18 protein-coding genes are annotated in these 20,261 nt (G+C 65.7%); 7 read left to right on the top strand and 11 right to left on the bottom strand.

Annotated features, from left to right (window positions below; genetic code table 11):
• Positions 1-3 precede the first annotated feature (3 nt).
• The 4 genes from WM2015_RS00620 to WM2015_RS00605 all read right to left on the bottom strand — a co-directional run bounded on the left by WM2015_RS00620 (position 4) and on the right by WM2015_RS00605 (position 5,230).
• The gene (locus WM2015_RS00620) at positions 4-909 is read right to left on the bottom strand and encodes an ABC transporter permease subunit (protein WP_049724228.1); all 906 of its coding nucleotides are present in this window, start codon (positions 907-909) and stop codon (positions 4-6) included.
• Positions 906-1,838, bottom strand: coding sequence for an oligopeptide ABC transporter permease OppB (gene oppB / locus WM2015_RS00615; protein WP_049724227.1), 933 nt, complete (start codon positions 1,836-1,838; stop codon positions 906-908). The genes WM2015_RS00620 and oppB overlap by 4 nt, the downstream gene beginning before the upstream one ends.
• Before the next feature lie 78 nt (positions 1,839-1,916).
• Positions 1,917-3,623: a peptide ABC transporter substrate-binding protein gene (locus WM2015_RS00610; RefSeq protein ID WP_245609824.1), complete on the bottom strand. Its 1,707-nt coding sequence runs from the start codon at positions 3,621-3,623 to the stop codon at positions 1,917-1,919.
• 26 nt (positions 3,624-3,649) lie between these two features.
• Complete coding sequence (locus tag WM2015_RS00605; protein ID WP_049724225.1) at positions 3,650-5,230, bottom strand: peptide ABC transporter substrate-binding protein; 1,581 nt, start codon at positions 5,228-5,230, stop codon at positions 3,650-3,652.
• A gap of 59 nt (positions 5,231-5,289) precedes the next feature.
• Between WM2015_RS00605 and WM2015_RS00600 the strand changes: the two genes are divergently transcribed.
• Positions 5,290-6,636, top strand: a complete 1,347-nt coding sequence (locus WM2015_RS00600) for a glutamate--cysteine ligase (protein WP_156200721.1) — start codon at positions 5,290-5,292, stop codon at positions 6,634-6,636.
• 45 nt (positions 6,637-6,681) lie between these two features.
• On the opposite strand, the gene WM2015_RS00595 is transcribed toward WM2015_RS00600, so the two are convergent.
• Genes WM2015_RS00595 through coaBC form a run of 4 tightly spaced genes read right to left on the bottom strand, consistent with a single transcriptional unit; the run spans position 6,682 to position 11,825 of the window.
• A complete protein-coding gene (locus tag WM2015_RS00595; protein WP_425425143.1) occupies positions 6,682-7,215 on the bottom strand; it encodes a pseudouridine synthase in 534 nt (177 codons plus the stop codon).
• Positions 7,216-7,246: 31 nt separating this feature from the next.
• On the bottom strand, positions 7,247-10,141 hold the full coding sequence (locus WM2015_RS00590; RefSeq protein WP_049724222.1) for a phosphomannomutase/phosphoglucomutase: 2,895 nt from the start codon (positions 10,139-10,141) through the stop codon (positions 7,247-7,249).
• A gap of 2 nt (positions 10,142-10,143) precedes the next feature.
• The gene (dut, locus tag WM2015_RS00585) at positions 10,144-10,599 is read right to left on the bottom strand and encodes a dUTP diphosphatase (protein WP_049724221.1); all 456 of its coding nucleotides are present in this window, start codon (positions 10,597-10,599) and stop codon (positions 10,144-10,146) included.
• The gene (gene coaBC / locus WM2015_RS00580) at positions 10,596-11,825 is read right to left on the bottom strand and encodes a bifunctional phosphopantothenoylcysteine decarboxylase/phosphopantothenate--cysteine ligase CoaBC (RefSeq protein ID WP_049724220.1); all 1,230 of its coding nucleotides are present in this window, start codon (positions 11,823-11,825) and stop codon (positions 10,596-10,598) included. Before coaBC ends, dut begins: the two co-directional genes overlap by 4 nt.
• A gap of 98 nt (positions 11,826-11,923) precedes the next feature.
• On the opposite strand from coaBC, the gene radC reads away from it, so the two are divergent.
• Positions 11,924-12,598 (top strand): RadC family protein, encoded by a 675-nt coding sequence (gene radC, locus WM2015_RS00575; RefSeq protein ID WP_049724219.1) that lies wholly within the window; start codon positions 11,924-11,926, stop codon positions 12,596-12,598.
• Positions 12,599-12,747: 149 nt separating this feature from the next.
• On the opposite strand, the gene rpmG is transcribed toward radC, so the two are convergent.
• Both rpmG and rpmB read right to left on the bottom strand, forming a co-directional pair.
• Positions 12,748-12,915 (bottom strand): 50S ribosomal protein L33, encoded by a 168-nt coding sequence (gene rpmG / locus WM2015_RS00570; protein ID WP_049724218.1) that lies wholly within the window; start codon positions 12,913-12,915, stop codon positions 12,748-12,750.
• Between the two features lie 11 nt (positions 12,916-12,926).
• Entirely contained in the window at positions 12,927-13,163 is a 237-nt protein-coding gene (rpmB, locus tag WM2015_RS00565; RefSeq protein ID WP_049724217.1) for a 50S ribosomal protein L28, read from the bottom strand.
• 199 nt (positions 13,164-13,362) lie between these two features.
• Between rpmB and WM2015_RS00560 the strand changes: the two genes are divergently transcribed.
• From WM2015_RS00560 to WM2015_RS00540, 5 genes are all read left to right on the top strand, one after another.
• Positions 13,363-14,661: an amidohydrolase family protein gene (locus tag WM2015_RS00560; protein ID WP_082169321.1), complete on the top strand. Its 1,299-nt coding sequence runs from the start codon at positions 13,363-13,365 to the stop codon at positions 14,659-14,661.
• Complete coding sequence (locus WM2015_RS00555) at positions 14,658-15,866, top strand: amidohydrolase family protein (protein WP_049724216.1); 1,209 nt, start codon at positions 14,658-14,660, stop codon at positions 15,864-15,866. Before WM2015_RS00560 ends, WM2015_RS00555 begins: the two co-directional genes overlap by 4 nt.
• Before the next feature lie 211 nt (positions 15,867-16,077).
• The gene (locus tag WM2015_RS00550; protein ID WP_049724215.1) at positions 16,078-17,751 is read left to right on the top strand and encodes a cytochrome c family protein; all 1,674 of its coding nucleotides are present in this window, start codon (positions 16,078-16,080) and stop codon (positions 17,749-17,751) included.
• A gap of 268 nt (positions 17,752-18,019) precedes the next feature.
• Positions 18,020-19,051 carry a hypothetical protein gene (locus WM2015_RS00545; RefSeq protein ID WP_156200719.1) on the top strand — a complete coding sequence of 344 codons (1,032 nt, stop codon included), beginning with the start codon at positions 18,020-18,022 and terminating at the stop codon, positions 19,049-19,051.
• A gap of 123 nt (positions 19,052-19,174) precedes the next feature.
• On the top strand, positions 19,175-19,627 hold the full coding sequence (locus tag WM2015_RS00540) for a DUF4112 domain-containing protein (protein WP_049724213.1): 453 nt from the start codon (positions 19,175-19,177) through the stop codon (positions 19,625-19,627).
• 6 nt (positions 19,628-19,633) lie between these two features.
• Here WM2015_RS00540 and WM2015_RS00535 read toward each other — a convergent pair whose 3' ends face one another.
• Positions 19,634-20,206 (bottom strand): CIA30 family protein, encoded by a 573-nt coding sequence (locus WM2015_RS00535; RefSeq protein ID WP_049724212.1) that lies wholly within the window; start codon positions 20,204-20,206, stop codon positions 19,634-19,636.
• Positions 20,207-20,261 lie beyond the last annotated feature (55 nt).

Here is a 20,261-nt window from a genome sequence, read left to right as displayed (position 1 = left end):
CGATCAGGAGCGATCCTTCGGGTCGAGGGCATCACGCAGCCCGTCGCCGAGGAAGTTGAACGCGAACAGGGTCACGGCCAGGAAGCTGGCGGGAATCAGCAGCGACCAGGGCGCAGTCTCGAGCTCCTGGGCTCCCTCGTTGACCAGGGCGCCCCATGAGGTCAGCGGCTCCTGCACGCCCAGCCCCAGGAAGCTCAGGAAGCTCTCCACCAGGATCACCTGCGGAATGGTCAGGGTGACGTAGACGATGACCACGCCGAGCAGGTTGGGAATGATGTGGCGGCGGATGATCTGCCACTCCGTGGCCCCGCAGGCGCGGGCGGCCTCGACGAAGTCCTTGGTCTTGAGGCTGAGGGTCTGGCCGCGAACGATGCGCGCCATGTCCAGCCAGTTGATCGCGCCGATGGCGACGAAGATCAGGAAGATGTTGCGACCGAAGATGACCATCAGCAGGATGACGAAGAACATGAACGGCATCGCATAGATGCCATCGACGAAGCGCATCATGATGTTGTCCACCCGCCCGCCGAAATAGCCGGCCACGGCACCGTAGGTGATGCCGATCACCAGCGAGACCAGGGTGGCGACGATGCCGACGAGCAGGGAGATCCGTCCTCCGATGAGGGTGCGCACGTACAGATCCCGCCCCAGGGCATCGGTGCCGAAGACATGCCCGGTCTCCAGGGAGGGCGGGGTCGAATAGTGATCCCAATCCGGAATCTCGTGATCCCAATCGCTGAGCATGGGACCGAAGATCACCAGCAAGGCCATCAGGGCCAACACGATCAGGCCAGCGACGGCCGCCTTGTTCTTCAGCAGACGATGCCAGGCATCGACGTAGAGGGAACGGCCCTGGATATCGCGCCGGTCCAGGGCCTGATCGAAGGCGTCCCGCGTCAGTTCGTTCATGCGCTGCCCTCGTCGTAGCGGATGCGAGGGTCGAGCCAGGCATAGAGCAGATCGACCAGGAAATTGAAGGCGATGATCAACACGCCGTACAGGATGACGACCCCCATGACCAGGGTGTAGTCACGATTGAGCGCACCCTGCACGAAGTAGGAGCCGATACCCGGGATGGTGAAGATCCGCTCGACCACCACCGAGCCGGTCAGGATGGCAGCCGCGGCCGGACCGAGATAGGAAATGACCGGCAGCAGGGCGGGTTTGAGCGCATGGTGGATCAGCACGTCGCGCTCGGGCATGCCCTTGGCCCGCGCCGTGCGGATGAAGCTGGAATGCAGAACCTCGATCATCGAGCCTCGGGTGATGCGCGCGATGTAGGCGATCATCGGCAGGGCCAGGGTGATCACGGGCAGGACCATGCGCGAAGGCTCGAAGGCCCAGCCGCCGGCCGGCAGCCAGCCCAGGGTGATGGCGAAGAGCAGGATCAGCAGCGGCGCCATGACGAAGTTGGGCACGGAGATGCCGATCATGGCCGTCGACATCACCGCGTAGTCGGTCGGCCGATTCTGTCGCAGCGCCGCCCAGGCGCCGATGGGCACGCCGATCAGCAGGGCCAGGATCAGCGCCAGCAGACCGAGGGTGAAGGACACGGGTGCGCCTTGAGCGATCAGATCGTTGATCGTCCAGTCGAGGTAATGGAAGGACGGACCCAGGTCGAAGCGTGCGATCTGCCAGAGGTAGCGCGCGTACTGCACCACCAGGGGCTCGTCGAGGTGGTACTTGGCGGCGAGATTGGCCTCGATCTCGGCTGGCAACGCCCGTTCCGAATCGAAGGGCCCGCCCGGCGCGATCCGGATCAGGAAGAAGGCGACCGTGATCAGGAAAAACAGGGTCGGGATGGCCGAGGCCAGGCGTTTGAGGGAGTAGCCGAGCATGGTCTCAGTGTAGCGCCGACAGCGATGGATTCGGGCATGGACCGTCGCAGCGGTCTCCGTCACTCGATCGGCGCTGAATCACGGCGAGCCCGCTTCCGAACCTGACTCGACCACAGGCTCGACCACTTCATCAGTCCGTTCTCGCAGCAGGTACATGTGTCGGGTCAGGTGCTGATCCATGACATTTTCCTGCCAGCCCTGGAGTCGCGGGTCGACGAGGCGTTTGGAGACGTAGATGTAGACCGGCAGGATGACCTGGTCGGCCAGCAGCATGCGTTCGGCCTCGCGCATCAGGTTGCGCCGCAGCGCCGGGATTCGCTCCGCCGAGACCTGCTCGAGCAGGCGATCGTAGGTGGGGTTGGCATAGCCGGCATCGTTGCGGCCGTGCTCGGAATGGAACAGTTCGAGAAAGGTGAAGGCGTCCTGGTAGTCACCGATCCAGCCGGCGCGAAACACCTCCGTGACCCGGCGCTGGGCCCGATTCTGAAGAAAGACCCTGAACTCCTCGTTGATCAAGCGGGTGCGCACGCCCAGCACCTGCTTCCACATCGCCGAGACGGCGACGGCGAGGCGGCGGTGGTTTTCCGAACTGTTGTAGCGCAGCTCCACCTCCAGGGGCTCGTCCTCGGAATAGCCCGCCTCGGCGTAGAGTCGCCGAGCTTCCGCCTCGCGTTCGGCCTGAGTCCACTCGGCCACCTCCGGAACGACGGGCTCGTAGTCCGGCAGACCCGGAGGCACGAGCTGGAAGGTCGGAATCTCGCCGAAACGGGTCACCCGCTCGGTCAGGATCTCGCGATCCACCGCCAGGCTCAGCGCCTGACGCAGTGCCAGATTGTCCTGAAACGGGGGACGCTGCAGGTTGTAGGTAAAGAAGTAATTGCCGAACCAGGGCGCCACCATCAGCGCCTCGGCCATGTTCTCCTCGAGCCAGCCGAACTGGCTGTTCGGCACCTGGTAGGTCCAGTGCAGGTCACCGGCCCGGAAGCGGTTGAGTTCGGTGTTCTCGTCTTCGAAGGGGTAGTAGAACACGCGTTCGATCAGGACCTGATCGGCCTGGCGGTAATGCGGGTTGCGGGCCAGTTCGATGCGCGATCGGACCTGCCAGTCGACCAGCATATAGGCGCCGTTGGAGACCAGATGACCGGGCCGCACGTGGGCGCTGCCGTGCGCCTCCAGCGCCGGTCGATGGACGGGAAAGGTCGTGGGATGGGTCAGCAGGCCGAGGAAGTAGGGTGTCGGTGAGGCCAGGGTGACCTGAAAGGTCGTCTCGCTGAGCGCGCTCACGCCCAGGGCGTCGGGCTCGAGCTCGCCGGCCAGGATGGCCTCGGCATTCTCCACCGGGGCCAGCATCCGGCTGTAGCTGGCGCCGGTGGCGGGATCGACGACGCGCCGCCAGGACCAGACGAAGTCCTCGGCGGTCAGCGGTTCGCCGTTGCTCCAGCGCGCTTGCGGGTCGAGGTAGAATGTGTAGACACGCCCGTCGCGACTGATGTCCCAGTGTTCGGCCGTGCCCGGGATCACGCGTCCGTCCGGTGCGGTGGTGGTCAGGCCCTCGAACAGATCGCGCAGGATGGTGGACGAGGGCACGCCTTCGGCCAGATGGGGGTCCAGGGTCTGGGGCTCCTCGCCATTGCCCCGATGGATGACCTGCGTCTCGGCCAGGGCCTCGGGGGGCGGGCGACCCTCGGCGTCGGCCACGAACTCGACCGGCTGCGGCAGGATCGGTGCCCTCGTGACGCCAGCCTCGCCATCCGACTCGCCACCGCAGGCCGCCAGCAGCAGCACGGGCAAGAGGCCGATCGAGCGTCGGATCAATCCAGCCATAGCCAGCGTGACAGGTGCACGTCCATCAGGTTGTCTTCGAAACCTCGCACATCGGGTTTGACCAGGTGACGCGAGACATAGTAGTACAGCGGCACGATGACCTGCTGATCGAGCAGGCGATCTTCGGCGGCGACCAGTGCCTCGATCCGGCTCGGGCCGCTCGCCTCGGCCGCCTGGCCCATCAGCTCGTCGAAGCGCTGATCTCGCCAGAAGCTGTAGTTCAGCGGACTGTCGCTGAGGAACAGCTGCAGGAAGTTGGCCGGATCGCGCCAGTCGGCAATCCATCCGCCACGGACGATCTCGGTCAGGCGGCCGTGGCGACGATTGGCCACGAAGACCTTCCACTCCTCGCTGATCTGGCGCGTCCGGACCCCCAGATGCTCCCGCCACATGGCCGCCACGGCCACGGACATGCGCCGATGCGCCAGCGACGTGTTGACGCGGAGCTCGACGGTGAGCGGACGGGCTTCGCTGTAGCCCGCGGCACGGTAAAGGGCGCGGGCCTCCTGCAGACGGGCTTCGCGATCGACCGATGGAAGCTCGGCCGTCGGCCAGCCCGGCATCCCCGGTGGAATCAGCCGGTGGGCGGGAATCTCTCCCGCCCCCAGCACGCGCTCGGCCAGCAATTCGCGGTCGATGACCAGACTCAGGGCGCGACGCAGACCGGGCCGATCACGAAAGGGTTCGCGCCCGACATTGAAGGCCAGGAAGAAGCTGCCGAGGTAGGGCGCGATGCGAAGTTCCTCGCCGACCTGGCTCCGCAACCAATCCAGACGACCGGGCGGGATGGTCTCGGTGATGTGGAGGCCGCCGGCCCGGTAGCGGTTCAATTCGACGTTCGGCTCTTCGATCACGTGCCAGCGAACCGCTTGTAGCCGGACGCGATCGGCCTCCCGCCAGGCCGGGTTGCGAACCAGATGCAGATGCGCCCCCGGAACGTGCTCCTCGAGCAGGAAGGGGCCGCTGTAGCGAAGCGAATTCTCGCCGGGCCAGGGATAGGTCGCCGGATGGGTCAGCAGCTCCGCAAACCAGGGCGTCGGGCGAAGCAGCCGGATGCGCAGCTGATGCGGTGAGAGGATCTCGACGCCCAGCGCCTCTGGGCCAGCCTGTCCGCGCCGGATGGCCTCGGCCCCGACGACGCGATCGAGCCAGGCCGCCTGGGGCGAGGCCGTGGCCGGGTCCAGCAGCCGGCGCCAGCCGGCCAGCAGATCGCCGGCCGTCAGTGGTTGACCATCGGACCAGCGGGCCTCCTCGCGCAGCCAGAAGGTCCAGGCCAGGCCATCGGCGCTGACTTCCCAGCGCTCGGCCAGGGCCGGAATCAGTTGGCCATCGGCGCTGTAGCTGATCAGGCCCTCGTGCAGATCGCGCAGGACGTTGATGGCGGACAGGGACTGGGCGCGGTGCAGATCGAGGGAATCCGGCTCGGGCCCCACTCCCCGATGCAGGGTGTCCGCCATCACGCTCGCACTCGGCAGCAGCGCCGCGACGGCGAACAGGCAGGCCAGCAGCCGCAGCCGAATCGGTGGACCCGCAAACCACCGGAACAAGGCCTGGAATCGAATTGACATGCAGCGCTACGGCCCAAAGGTGATAATTGGACCTCCATTCTAGTCAGGACGCCACGCCAGTGACTGCGGATCAAACCCTGAGCGACCCTCGTGAGCTGGCCAGCTGGCTCGAATCCGGCTGCAAACCCGAGCGCGACTGGCGAATCGGCACCGAGCATGAAAAGTTCGGCTTCCTGACCGACAGCCTGGCCCCGCTTCCCTACGCGGGCGTGCGGGCCGTGCTCGAGGGACTCGCCGAGCAGTTCGAGTGGAACGTCATCAAGGAGGACGGCTACCCCATCGCCCTGAGCAAGGCGGATGGCTGTTCGATCACCCTCGAACCCGGTGGCCAGCTGGAGCTGTCCGGCGGCCTGCTCGACAACCTCCACCAGACCTGCAACGAGGTGAACACCCACCTGGCGGAAGTCCGGGCGGTGGCCGAACCCCTTGGCATCGGTTTTCTCGGCATGGGCTTTCATCCGACGGCGCGACGCGAGGACATCGAATGGATGCCCAAGGCGCGCTACGTGATCATGCGCCAGTACATGCCCAAGGTCGGCAGCCTCGGCCTGGACATGATGAAACGCACCTGCACGGTGCAGGTCAACCTCGACTTCGCCAGCGAAGCGGACATGGTCGCCAAGTTCCGCGCCTCGCTGGCACTGCAGCCGATCGCCACCGCCCTGTTCGCCAACTCCCCCTTCGTCGAAGGCAAGGCCAGCGGCTTCCTGAGCTATCGCAGCCAGGTCTGGACCGACACCGATCCGGATCGCACCGGCATGCTGCCCTGGGTGTTCGAGGAGTCCATGGGCTTCGAGCGCTACGTGGACTGGATGCTCGATGTGCCGATGTATTTCGTGCGGCGCGAAGGCCGTTACATCGATGTGGCCGGCCGCTCCTTCCGGGATTTTCTGGCCGGGCGATTGCCGGGACTCGAAGGCCAGCGCCCGACCCTGGCGGACTGGGAAGACCACCTGACCACGGCGTTTCCCGAAGTGCGGCTGAAGCGCTTCCTGGAAATGCGCGGGGCCGACGGTGGCCCCTGGCGTCGTCTCTGTGCACTGCCGGCGTTCTGGGTCGGACTGCTGTACGACTCGGCCAATCTGCAGGCCTGCCTGGATCTGTGCCAGGACTGGAGCCTGGAGGACCGGCAGTCGCTGCGCGAAGACGTCGCTCGCCATGGCCTGAAGGCGGAAATTCGCGGCCGCAGTGTCCGTGACATCGCCCGAGAACTGCTCGCTCTGGCTCGTCAGGGCCTGGCGCGGCGCCAGCGTTTCAACGGAGCTGGAGATCATGAGGCCGGCTTCCTCAACGACCTCGAGGAAATCGTCGAGCGAGGCACGACACCGGCGGAGGTGAAGCTGGAGGCCTTCGAAGGCCGCTGGCAGGGCGACCTGCGACACCTGTTCGACGAATACGCCTACTGAACCCGGCTCATGCCCGTCGCAGCGGGCCGGTCGGACAAATTTCGATCAGAGGCGGTCCTGCCGCCGCCACTGCCCGGGCTCGAGCCCGTCCAGGGTGGCAGATCCGATTCCGATCCGAATCAACCGGAGCGTGGGCAGCCCGACGGCTGCCGTCATCCGGCGGACCTGGCGATTGCGGCCTTCGGTGATGGTGAGTTCGATCCACCCGGTCGGCTTGCCGGGCCGCGGCGCCACCGCAGGACGACGCTTCCAGAGCCAACCCGGGGCGGTTGCCAGCAGACGAACCCTGGCCGGTCGCGTTCGGCCATCCTTCAGCATGACACCGCGCTCGAGCTGCTGCAGCGCGCGCACCTCGGGCCGACCCTCGACCTGGACCAGATAGGTCTTGGGCGTTCCGGAATTCGGATCGGTCAGACGGGCCTTGAGACGGCCGTCATCGGTCAGCACCATCAGACCCTCGCTGTCGTAGTCGAGGCGACCGGCAGCATAGACCCCGGGCATATCGATGTAGTCGGCCAGGGTGGCTCGACCCTCGGCATCCGTGAACTGGCTGAGCACCCGAAAGGGCTTGTTGAAGATCAGGATGGTCACCGTCTCGTCCCGACGGCGATCAGAACAGCAGCTGGATGGCCGGATTACGTGCCTTGATCTGCTTCTTGAACTCGCTGCGAATGTGGTTGAGGGCCTTGGCATCGTCGCCCTCGAAGCGAAGCACCAGATCCGGCCCGTCGTGCGAGGCACGGACCAGACCCCAACCGTCCGCGTAGTCGACGCGCAGGCCGTCGGTGGTCAGCATCTCACCGTCACCGAAGTCGCCCTCGGCGATCAAAGCGGTGACGAGCTCCTCGGCCTGATCGCCTTCCAGGGAAAGGCGAATCTCCGGAGTGGCATGCACTTCCGGCAGCTCGGCCAGGATCTCGGCGACCGTCCGCGTGTCAGCAGCCAACAGCTCGAGCAGACGGGCACCGGCGTAGATCGCATCACCGAAGCCGTACCAGCGGTCGGCGAGCATGATCTGGCCCCGGAAGGCGCCACCCAGCAAGGCCGATTCCTGGCGCATCTTCTCATCGACGAACACCTCGTCGCAGCGGGCCATGACCACGTGGCCACCGGCATCGCGAATGAGCTTCTGCAACTTGTTCGAACAGGCCGCGTCGACGATCACGCTTGTCCCGGCGTTCTTGTCCAGCACATCTCGGGCGAGGAGCATCAGCAGCTGATCGGTTCGCACGACCTCTCCATCGCTCGACACCATGGCCAGGCAGTCGCCATCACCATCGAAAGCCAGACCGACATCGGCCTGGAAATTGCGAACGCAGAGCCTGAGGTCTTCGAGATTGTCGGGATCGGAGGGGTTGGGCGGGTGGTTCGGGAAGCTGCCGTCGACATCGGCGTAGAGCGGGATCACATCCGCCCCGATGGCGGCAAAGGCCTCGGGCACGACGGTGCCGGAAATCCCGTTGCCGCAGTCGACCACGACCTTCAGCGGTCGTTCGAGCTGGATGTCGATGCCGATGCGTTCGATGTAGCGATCGACCAGGCTCTCTTCGATGATCTCGCCCTGCCCCTGGCTGAGGTCCTGCTCCTGGATTCGACGGAACAGGTCCTGGATCGCCGGACCCTGCAGGATCTCGTTGTTCAACCGGATGCGAAAACCATTGATGTCGGAAGCATGGTGCGAGCCGGTGACCATGACGCCACTTCCGTCGCTCAGTTCGCTGGCGCCGAAATCGAGGACCGGGATCGGCACCGGGCCCAGGTCGATCACGTCGATGCCCGCGGAACACAGACCCTGGCTGAGCGCGGAAAGCAGCACCACACCCTGCATCCGGCCGTCGCGTCCGACGACGATGCGCTCGAGTCCCCGTGCACGGGCTTCCGCGCCGATCGCTTCACCGATCAAGGTGGCGCTACGCGCATCGAGCTGCTCGTCCACCACCCCGAGAATGCCGTTCGGGTGGAAAAGACCGGGATCGACCACCGGTTCGGCCTGATCGGCTCCGGCCGGCGCCAGCGCTTCCCGCTCAGGCGCTGCAGCGCTTTCGCCGTCCTCGTCGCCCGTCAACTCCGCTTCGATCTCTTCCTCGATCCCTTCCTCGACTTCGTCCTGAAGTCCGCTGGCCTCGGTCTCCGGCAGGGGTTCCGGAGCAACCTCTTCCTGCGCGTCGGACGAGCCACGGTCGCTGAACTCGAAGTCCAGACCGGAGTTTGCAGGCGTTGCGCTGTCGAGCTCCGGCGTGGCCGAGTCCTCCGGCTCCCCGCCCATGGACAGGTCGTAGTCTTCTTCTGGAGAGTGCTCCTCGACCTGCTCGAAGAAATCGGACTCGGCCGGCCCTTCCTCCTCAATCTGATCGTCGAAGCGCAGGCCTGGCTCGGCGGAGGGCTCGGCATCGGCTTCGACGGCCAGCGTATCCGGCAAGTCCGGAAGTTCGGCAGGGGGCGGCTCCTCCTCACCGAACAGCTTCTCGGTCTGGTCCAGCTGGTCGGAATCGAGCAACCAGTCGGGCAGGTCTTCATCCGCTGTATCGAGGGCGGAAGTAGCGCGCAGCGGGGGCGAGCTCAGGGGCGGCGGAGCGCTTCTCGGCGGCGGAACGGCGTCGCGCTTGACTCCATCCTGAGCCGAGGAACTTCCGTCCCCCTCGGGCCGGGCCTTTGCGCCCTTCTGACCGCTGCCGACCTTGACCTGCAGGGCACCGAAACGGCGGCGGACGAGCAGGCCCGACATCAGCAGGATGATGCCGCTGGCACCCAGGATGATGGCCGCTCGATTGCTCAGCGGGCCGACGATCGTTCGACGCGACCAGCGCAGGCTCAGACGGGAACCTTCTACAGGTGTCAACTGCACCTGCTCGGGGGCCTGACCGATCGCCTTCAACACGGCCGCTTGATCGCCGCTGCCCTGGATCAGCGCGATCGAATCGAGCTCCGCAGCGGCCTGAAGACGGCTGGTGGCCATGCTGACCGGGACGCGCATGAACATGATGCCGCTGGCCGGGTTGCCCTGCTCGATCGCCTGTGCAAAGGCGAGATTCTCGTTGCTGGTCCCCGCGTAGTGGACCTGCACGGTGGCTCGACCGGAGCGACGCGCTTCGATGAGCATCTCGATCACGCTGAAATCCGGCTCAGGGTATTCACCCAGCGGGATTTCCTCCACCGCGCTCGGGAAGACCCTCAGATCGATGAGGTTCTGAACACCACGGGCGCGAACCGCCTGATCCAGGCGCTCGCTTCGACCATCGTCCGCGTTCAGCGCTTCGCGGGCGAGATCGAGCACCTGCGGATCCCGCAGCGTGGCCTGAATCTCGGCCAGACCGTCGGCCACATGACGCGCCCGGTCCGAGGCCGCGCGGCTGGCCTGTTCCGTCGCCAGCTGGCCTTGCATGCTGCCATAGAGCAGCAGCGCTCCGACGACGATGCCGAAGACGCCGAGGGCGATCGCGACCAGCCCGGCCACCCGGACCAGATCCTGCGCTGACTGGATACCCTTGATCGATGCCTTCGCCATGCTCAAGTCGTCCCCGTGTGCCCGATACCTCCCTCTCCGCGCTCGGACGGATCGAAGGCCTCAACGCAGCGGAGTTTAACCTGAACCACGGGCACCACGACCAGCTGGGCGATCCGCTGCCCGGGCTCGATGTGGATCGGCGCCTGACCGCGATTCCAGCAGGAGATCTTGACCTCGCCCTGGTAGTCGCTGTCGATCAGCCCGACCAGGTTGCCCAGCACCAGACCCTGCTTGTGGCCAAGACCCGAGCGGGGCAGCAGCACGGCGGCCAGGCCGGGATCATCGAGATGAATGGCCAGACCCGACGGGATCAGTGCCGTCTGCCCGGGCTCCAGACTCAGCTCTGAATCGATGCAGGCGCGCAGGTCCAGGCCCGCCGATCCAGCGGTTGCATAGTCCGGAAGGGGCCAATCCCGGCCCAGACGGGGATCCATGATTCGGACGTCCAGTTCTCTCATGATCTCCTCGCGTCGGTGCTGTGACGATCCAGGGTCTCGACGATGATGTCGACCAGTCGCTCGGCCAGCAGCTGCTTGGATTGCCGCGGCAGGGTCCAGCACTGGTCTGCCGAGAAGACTTCCAGCGCGTTGTCGGGCTGGTCGAAGGCCAGACCCTCGCCGACACGATTGGCCGCGATCAGATCCAGGTCCTTGGCCGCGAGTTTTCCTCTCGCGGCGGTCTCGAGATCGCGGGTCTCGGCCGCGAAGCCCATGACCAGCTCGGGTCGGCGCGGGTCCGAGGCGACCCGGGCCAGAATATCAGGGTTGGGTTGCAATCGCAGTTCGAGCACGGCATCGGACTTCTTGATCTTGTGCGTCGCGACGTCCACGGGTCGATAATCGGCCACGGCCGCCACGCCGATGAAGCCGGTCGCGCCTTCCAGACGTGCCAGCACCGCCGCCAGCATTTCCTCGGCAGTCTGCACATCCGTCCGCTTCACGCCCGGCGGCGTCGTCAATTGAACCGGTCCGGCGACCAGGTCCACGTCGGCGCCGGCACGGGCCAGGGCGCCAGCCAGGGCGAAGCCCATTCGCCCGGAGCTACGGTTACCGAGGAATCGAACCGGATCCAGGGGCTCCTGGGTCGGGCCGGCCGTCAGCACGAAACGACGGCCGGCGAGCGAATCCCGGCTGGCCATGGCCGACAGATATTCGACGATCGCTTCCGGCTCGCTCATCCGGCCGGCGCCGACGTCTCCGCAGGCCTGCCCGCCATCGTCGGGGCCGATCAGCCCGATCCCCAGCTCGGCCAGACGCCGGCAATTGTCCTGAACGACGGTCTGTGCCCACATGCGCTGGTTCATCGCCGGCGCCAGCCACACCGGCGCCTCGGTTGCCAGCACCGTGGTGCTCAAGAGATCGTCGGCCAGGCCGTGGGCCAGCCGCGCGATGAGATGCGCCGTGGCCGGCGCGATGATCAGGCCATCGGCCCAGCGCGCGAGTTCGATATGGCCCATGCCCGCTTCGGCATCGGCATCGAGCAGATCGATGTGCACCGGGTGTCCGCTCACCGCCTGCAGGGTCAGGGGGCCGATGAAGGCCTGGGCGGCCGCGGTCATCACGACACGCACCTCGGCCCCCGCCTCACGCAGGCGGCGGACCAGGGCCGGCGCCTTGTAGGCGGCCACCCCGCCGGAAACGCCAAGCAGCCAACGTTGCCCGGCAAGGGCGCCGTCGCCGCTCATCGAGCAATTTTCCTAGGCGGCATCGAGTCGATGACCGATGGGACCGGGCATGGAGTCACAGGACAATTCCCGCTGGGATCGAAACAGGTCGAGATTGTATGCGAATCGCCGATTGGCCACAGACCGAGCGCCCTCGGGAGCGCCTTCTCGAACACGGGGCCAGCGCGCTCAGCGAAGCCGAGCTCCTCGCCATCCTCCTCCGCACGGGTCACCGTGGCCGCTCGGCGCTGGACCTCGCCCGGCAGCTGCTCGGGCACTTCGGCGGTCTGCGCCAGCTGCTGGATTGCGATCAGGACGCCCTCTGCCAACAGCCCGGCATGGGGCCGGCGAAGTTCGCGCAGCTGCACGCCGCCGTGGAGCTGGCCCGCCGCCATCTGCGTGAGCATCTGTGTCGAGGCACCGCCCTGACCAGCCCCCAGGCCACGCGCGAATACCTGCGGGCGGCCCTGCGGGATCGCCCGCACGAAGTCTTCTGCAGCCTGATGATGGACACGCGCCACCGCGTCATCGCCTTCGAGGAACTGTTCACCGGCACGATCGACGCCGCGCATGTGCATCCTCGCGTGGTGGTCGAGCGCGCGCTGGCGAGACGGGCAGCCGCCCTGATCGTCGCGCACAACCATCCCTCGGGTGTGGCCGAACCCAGCCAGGCGGACCTGGCCATCACCCGGCGCTTGCGCGACGCCCTGGCCCTGGTCGACATCCGCCTGCTCGATCACTTCATCGTGGGTGATCGAGAGGTGGTCAGTCTCGCGGAGCGGGGTTTGGTCTGAAAAAGGTTCAAGGGCAGAGGTTTCAGGGTTCAGGTCTTCTCCGACGTGACTTTCCTTGAACCTGAAACCTGAAACCTGAAACCTCCAGAACGAAAAACGCCGGGCGGGGCCCGGCGTCTTCGCATCACATCAACTAAGGACCAGACCAGTTACTTGATCTTGGCTTCCTTGTACATGACGTGCTTGCGCACCACCGGATCGTACTTCTTGAACTCCAGCTTGTGCGGGGTGTTCTTCTTGTTCTTGTCGGTGGTGTAGTAGTGACCGGTTCCGGCGGAGGAAACCAGTTTGATCTTGTCGCGAGCGCTACCTGCCATGATGACTCTCCTTAGACTCGTTCGCCACGGGCACGCAGGTCGGCGAGGACCTGATCGATGCCGTTCTTGTCGATGATGCGCAGACCCTTGGTCGAGACGCGCAGCTTCACCCAGCGGTTCTCGCTTTCCACCCAGAAACGATGGCTGTGCAGGTTCGGCAGCGAACGCTTGCGGGTCTTGTTGTTGGCGTGAGAAACATTGTTTCCGACCAGCGGGCGCTTGCCGGTCACCTGACACACTCGAGACATGACGGAAATTCCTGGTACAAATTCAAGACTAGCCCGCCTTTATACCAGAACCATCGGCTGTCTGGCAAGCAATTTCACGTTTGACCCTGCAGACGAGGGTCGTCGGCAAAGGCGATGAAAGGCATGCCTTCGGGCCTGTGCTATCGTCCGGAGCGGTCGGTCGGCACCCGCCCCGGCCCGCACCCCCGGAGGACAACACATGCTTCATCGACTTCTCATCGCCGCCTGTCTGCTCATCGGCGGCGCCACCGCTGCCCTGGCGGCCCCCACTGCCGTGACCGGCGCCCGCGTGATCCCGATCAGCGGCCCGGAGATTCCCGACGGCGTCCTGCTGTTCGAGGACGGTCGCATCCTGGCCGTTGGCGCCCGCGACGAGGTGCGCATCCCCGCCGATGCCGAGCGCATCGAATTGAGCGCCGATCACGTGATCATGCCGGGCATCGTCGACACCCACAGCCACATCGGCGAGATCGCCGGCGCCGACCGCTCGCATCCGATCCAGCCCGGCGTTCGCGTGGTGGACTCGCTCAATGTGCGCAGCTCCGGCTTCAAGCGGGCGCTGGCCGGTGGCATCACCACGGTCAACGTCATGCCGGGCTCGGGCCACCTGATCAGCGGCCAGACCATCTATCTGAAGCTGCGCGAAGCCAACACCATCGACGACCTGCTGTTCATCGGCGAGGATGGACAGCCCGCCGGCGGCCTGAAGATGGCCAATGGAACCAACTCCATGCGCGACGCGCCCTTTCCGGGCACGCGGGCGCGCTCGGCCTCATTGGTCCGGCAGATCTACATCGAAGCGCAGGAATACCGCGATCGACTGAATGGCGACGGCGAGCCGCCGGCACGTGACCTCGATCTGGAAACCCTGGTCGAGGTGCTCGATGGCGAGCGCATCGTCCATTTCCACTCGCACCGCCATGATGACCTGATGACCGCCATCCGCCTGCGCGATGAATTCGGCTTCCGCATGGTCCTGCACCACACCAGCGAAGCCTGGCGGGTGGCCGATGAGATCGCCGCGGCCGACGTGCCGGTCTCGCTGATCCTGGTGGACAGCCCCGGCGGCAAGCTCGAAGCCCTGAACCTGCTGGCCCGGAATGCCCCGGCGCTGGAACAGGCGGGCGCTCGGGTGGCTTTCCATACGGACGACTGGATCACCGATTCCCGCTACTTCCTGCGCATGCCCGCCATGGGCGTACGTGCCGGCATGAGCCGCCAGGCAGCGCTGGAAGCCATGACCATCGAAGGCGCCCGCATGCTCGACCTGGATCATCGGGTTGGTTCCCTGGAGCCGGGCAAGGATGCGGACTTCGTCATCCTGAACGGTGATCCCTTGAGCATCTACACCCGCGTCGAACAGACCTGGGTGGAAGGCCAGCGCCGCTTCGACCTGGCCAACGAGGACGATCGCCTGGTCGCCGAAGGCGGCTTCGGCGCCCTGATCGATGACAACGACGGTGGCCATGGACACGGCCACTTCGGAGGTGACGAATGAGAACCCTGCAACTGCTTGTCGGGCTGGCTGCCCTGACACTGACTTCGTCGCTGATGGCGCAGGACCTCGCGGTCCGGGCCGGCACCCTGCACACGGGAACGGGCGAACGGCATTCACCGGGCGTGGTCCTGATCCGCGACGGCGTCATCGAAGCCGTCGGCCCGGCGGACAGCATCCGGATCCCGGAAGACATCGAAGTGATCTCCGTGCCGGTCGCCACGCCGGGCCTGATCGATGTCCGCAACGTGGTGGGACTGGCCGGCGCGGCGAATCAGCCCCATGACCAGGATCAGCTCGAGAGCTCGGCCGCGATCCAACCGCAACTGCGCGCCCTCGACGCCTACAACCCGAGGGAGCGACTGGTCGGCTGGCTTCGCGAGCACGGCATCACCACCATCCACACGGGCCATGCGCCCGGGGAAGTGATCTCGGGCCAGACCCTGATTGCCAAGACTCGAGGCGATACGGTGGATGAAGCCGTCCTGCAGCCGGTGTTCGGCCTGGCGGCCACCCTGGGCGATCAATCGACTCGCCACGACCGATCGACGCCCGGCAGCCGCTCGAAGTCCGTGGCCATGCTTCGCCAGGAGCTGATCCGGGCGCAGGAGTACGCCCGGCAACGCGAAGATGGGGAGGGCAGCCGGGATCTGAGCCTGGAAATGCTGGCCCAGGTGCTGGCCGGCGAACACCCCTTGATCGTCGAAGTGCACAAGCACTCGGACATCATGACCGCCCTGCGCCTGGCCGATGAGTTCGACTTCGAGCTGATGCTCTCCGGAGCCAGCGACGCGCACCTGCTGATCGATGAGATCCGCGAGGCCGGCGTGCCGGTACTGATTCATCCCACGATGATGCGGGCCCGGGGACCGGAGGTCGAGAACTTCAGTTTCACCACCGCGCTTCGTCTGCAAGAGGCCGGCATTCCCGTGGCGATCCAGGGCGGCTACGAGAGCTACGTGCCCAAGGCCCGGGTCGTGCTCTGGGAAGCCGCCATGACCCTGCCGTACGGCGCGAGCTTCGACCAGGCCCTGGCCCTGATCACCTCCGCGCCTGCCGAGATCCTCGGCCTGTCCGATCGCATCGGCAGCCTCGAAGTCGGCAAGGACGGTGACCTGGCCCTGTTCGACGGCGACCCGTTCGAGTACACCACCCACGTCATCGGCACCATCATCGAAGGCGAGCGGGTCAGCGCCGAAAGTCGCTAGATCTCGAGGCTGAATCAGCCTTGCCCGGACCCCCGGTTGGAGTCAATCCGCCGGGGGTTTTCTCGTTCCAGGGGCCCCTTTTCGTGTGGATTTGAAAAAAATGCGAAAAAAATGACATCTTTCACGCAAATTTCACGCTAAGCCTATTGCCGGTGAACGTTGAATTCACCAAGATGACCGCACTACAACTACAACATGGAAGGGGAGTCAAATGGTCTTCATCTCTACTCGAATCCAATCGCTGGCCGGTCTGCTGGCGATTGCCATGCTCGGTCTGCTGCCACTGACCGCCAGCGCGCAGGCCGACCCGAGCGAACGCTTCTGTACCGTTCTGCGCCACCTCGGTCTGGGCGCTCCCTGCCCGATCGACCCGACGCCCCCCGCCCTCGGCCGTGAAGTGGCCATGGACCGGGCCCTGGCCGACGGCGAAGAGCACGTGATCCCGCTGGACACCCTGGTCCGGCACGGGGCCCGTCTGTTCAACGCCAACTGGACCAGCCAGGAAGGCGGCGGCCGCCCGGGGCTCAAGGGCACCGGCGCCCCCCTGTCCGATCCGGACTCGCCGCTCAACTTTCCGAACAACTTCAACCGGATATCCGGCCCGGACGCCAATTCCTGTGGCGGCTGCCACAACCTGCCGCGCTCCGGCGGCGGCGGTGATTTCGTCACCAACGTCTCGGTGCTCGGCCAGCGCTTCGACTTCGCCACCTTCGATCTGATGGACGAGACCGAAGACGGCTTCGCGACTCGGGGCGTCTTCGACGAGAGCGGCGCACCGGTGACCCTGCAGACGATCGCCAACTCGCGCTCCACTCTGGGCATGTTCGGCTCCGGCTACCTGGAAATGCTCGCCCGCCAGATGACCGCCGACCTGCAGGCCATCCGCGACAGCATCGGGCCTGGCGGCAGTGCGATCCTCGAGACCAAGGGCGTCGATTTCGGCGTACTGGCTCGCAATGCCGACGGCAGCTGGGACACCTCGGGCACCGAAGGCTTCGTCGCGCCCAGCATCGCCAGCACCGGTCCGGAGGATCCGCCCAATCTGATCATTCGACCCTTCCATCAGGCCTCGGCCGTGATTTCCCTGCGCCAGTTCTCCAACAACGCGCTCAATCACCACCACGGCATCCAGTCCGGCGAGCGCTTCGGCGAGGGCGATGCGGACGGTGATGGCTTCGACAACAACCTGAGCATGGCCGACGTCACGGCCATCACGGTCTACCAGGCCCAGCTGGCCGCCCCGGGTCGTGTCATCCCGCGCAACATGTTCGTCGAGCAGGCGGTGGCCATGGGCGAGCAGCGCTTCATGGACGTAGGCTGCGGCGACTGCCACACCCCGGCCCTGCCGCTGGAGCCGGAAGGCCGCTGGTTCGTCGAGCCCAACCCCTACAACCCGGCCGGCAATCTGCAGGTCGGTGACGCGCCCGAGTTCGCGTTCGACCTCAGCGACTCGCGCCTCGATCAGCCGCGCCTGCCGGTGGAGTCGAGCACCGGCGTGATCTGGGTACCGGCCTTCACCAACTTCAAGGTCTACGACATCACCTCCGGACCGGATGACCCCAACTGCGAGACCCTGGACATGCACGGTGCCCCCGGCTCCGAGCAGTTCTTCGCGGGCAACTGTCGCTTCCTGGCCAAGCGCCTCTGGGGTGCCGCCAATGAGCCGCCGTACTTCCACCATGGCCAGTACACCACCATGCGCGAGGCCATCGAGGCGCACCGCGGCGATGCCATGGACAGCTACGAGCAGTGGAGCGCCCTGAGCGACGCGGAGCGCGATGCCATCATCGAGTTCCTGAAGACCCTGCAGGTGCTGCCGCCCGGCACCGAGTCGACGATCGTCGACCACAACTTCCAGCCGCGCAGCTGGGCCGGGGTGTTCTGAGCGGGGGCTGGAAGCACCGGCCAGGCTTTCCATGCGGGCGCCCACGGGGCGCCCGTTTTTTTGCCAGATCCCAGCCTCGGATCAGGGTCCAGGAATCGCGATTCGTGTGGAGGTCGGCCATTGGTCCGACGGGCGCTACGGGAACGACGCATGGCTTGCAGCTGATAGAATCCTGGCTGGCAGCGATCGAAGACGCGGACGTTTCGGCGTCGATACCGGCAGGCAGCTCGATCGCGGATTCAATCCACTCCCGGGGATGGGGCAAATCATGACACGAAGAATACTCGCGGCCATGCAGGCTGCATCGCTGCTGTTCCTGGCCTCCTGTGCTTCGGCGCCCCCGAAATCGAATGAGGGGGACGCACTCAATCTGGCGGAGCCGGTCCGATTGGACGAACTCGAAATCGCGGACACCTTTGGTGACTTCGGGCTCGGGGACCTGTTCGAGTACGACGAGGCGGGGCTCGGGGTCCAGATACGCTACCTGGACAAGGCGCCATCGGACCGATACGTGGACGTCTATGTCTATCCCATCCACCTGCCCGACGGCCTCTCTTTGGCGGACGTCCTGGAGTTCGAGCAGTACTCGCTGGACCGAAACCTGATGCAGGCCTGGGATGAACCCCAGGGCCGACCAGCCGCGCTGATCCGTCGCTATCAGCCCCGCAGCCAGGATCCTTCGGCTGCAGGTCTGCTCAGCGCGAGAACGGTTGCAAGGGAAGGGCGGGACTACCGCACACACACATTCCTGAGCATCATGAACGACGCCATTCTCAAGGTCAGGATGAGCGTGGATTCAAGCCAGGACTTTCCCCTGGAGGCCTTCGAGCGCATCGTCGATGGCGTCTCTGCGGCGATCCGATTCCGCGATCGTCCCACGCGGGAGCTGAGCATCGTGATCACCCCCGTTGCCCTGGAAGTCGCGTCGCAGGGCCAGTCCTGCATGCTGGGCGCCTGGCTTGGCTATGGGATGCAGCTCACTGCCGAGCTCGGAGAACAGCACTACCTGAACGATCTGGAGCGTGAACTCAGCGCCAGGCGAATGGCCATGCATCTCTGGAATGTGGTGAACGAATCGGATCAGGGGCCCTGCGAATCGAACTACATGACCCAGCTCGAGCTGGTTGCTTCAGCAGGATTCCTCGCCGAACACGTGTTCCATTACTACGGCCGCCCTTACTGGGGAATGACCGAAGACCTGAGGCTGGAGGAGTACTTCGACTGGGCGCGAGACCAGCTGCGGGACTACACGCCGATCCCCTCGCCCGGCATATTGATCCGCTGGAAAGAGCCCGAATGACTTCGGCTCGTGCCAGTCTCCTTGCCCTGCCAGAGCAAGCAAGGTGCAGCTGGCGAAGTTCCGGCCCGCCGGACGGGTTCGTGGCATGCTCATCGCTGGGCAACGTCCGGCATCAATTCTGATATGACGGATTCGAGAGCCGATCAGCACGCGGCCGCGCTGGCGCGGCTCGACCGCTTCAGCTACTGGACCGACAGCCAGTTCGGCATTCCCTTCACCCGCTTTCGCATCGGCATCGGACCGCTGATCGCCATGGTTCCCGTGATCGGCGATGTCGCCGATCTGCTGCTCTCGCTGTTCGTGCTCAACGAGGCTCGCCGGATCGGTGCCGGCAAAGCCGTGATCGGCCGGATGCTGATCAATCTCGCGATCGATTTCTTCGGCGGCCTGCTGCCGGTCGTCGGCGATGTCTTCGATATGGCCTTCAAGGCCAATACGCGCAACACCGAGCTGCTCCGGAGTCATCTGCAGGCCCGCCTGGGAACGACCCCGGGCTACCGCTTCCCCTGGCGCACCCTGCTACTGGCTCTTGCGCTGGGCGCGGCGGGCATTGCCGGACTGTTGCTGTTGCTGTGAGGCCGCTCAGGGCAGGAATTCGATCCGCCGGACTTCGAGCTCGGCGTCGAAACGCTCACCGTAGGCCACCAGGGCCAGACTTCTGATCGTGCTGACATCCAGGGCCGCTCGAAGGCTCCGGGCCTCGAAGTCCTCGAAGCTCAGATCGAGGGTCTGCCAGTCGGATTCGACTCGCAGGGGCGCTCGGTAGTAGGCCCAGGGGCGCCGGGTATCGTCCGTGCGCAGATGCAGGTAGTAGGCACCCGGGCGACCACGCAGGGTCAGCCGCAGCCCCTGCCAGGCGCTGGCGTCGAAACTGCCTCGCTCGGCGAGCGGCAGGCGGACCTGAATGAAGCCGCCGTTGTTCTCCAACCGGACCTGACCTTCCATGAACAGCACCGGCGCGCCATCCACCTCGCGATAGCCGGCCCGGAGGTCCGAGAGGCCGCCCATCACGCGGTCCGTGAAGCCCTGCCAGGACGTTCCCCAGGTCGAGCGACCGTCGGCGCTGGCGAAGTCATCGATCAGTACCGCCGTCTCATCGGCCACGACCGACGCTCCGACCAGGACCAGGCCGACGGCCAGCAGGCTTGCTCGCATCCTTGCTCGGAACACACTCCTGGGCATGCATCTTCAACGGTCGCGTCGGCAGGAC

This window comes from Wenzhouxiangella marina, assembly GCF_001187785.1.
Classification (GTDB): Bacteria; Pseudomonadota; Gammaproteobacteria; order Xanthomonadales; family Wenzhouxiangellaceae; genus Wenzhouxiangella; species Wenzhouxiangella marina.
This window is presented reverse-complemented; position numbering and strand designations above follow the sequence as displayed.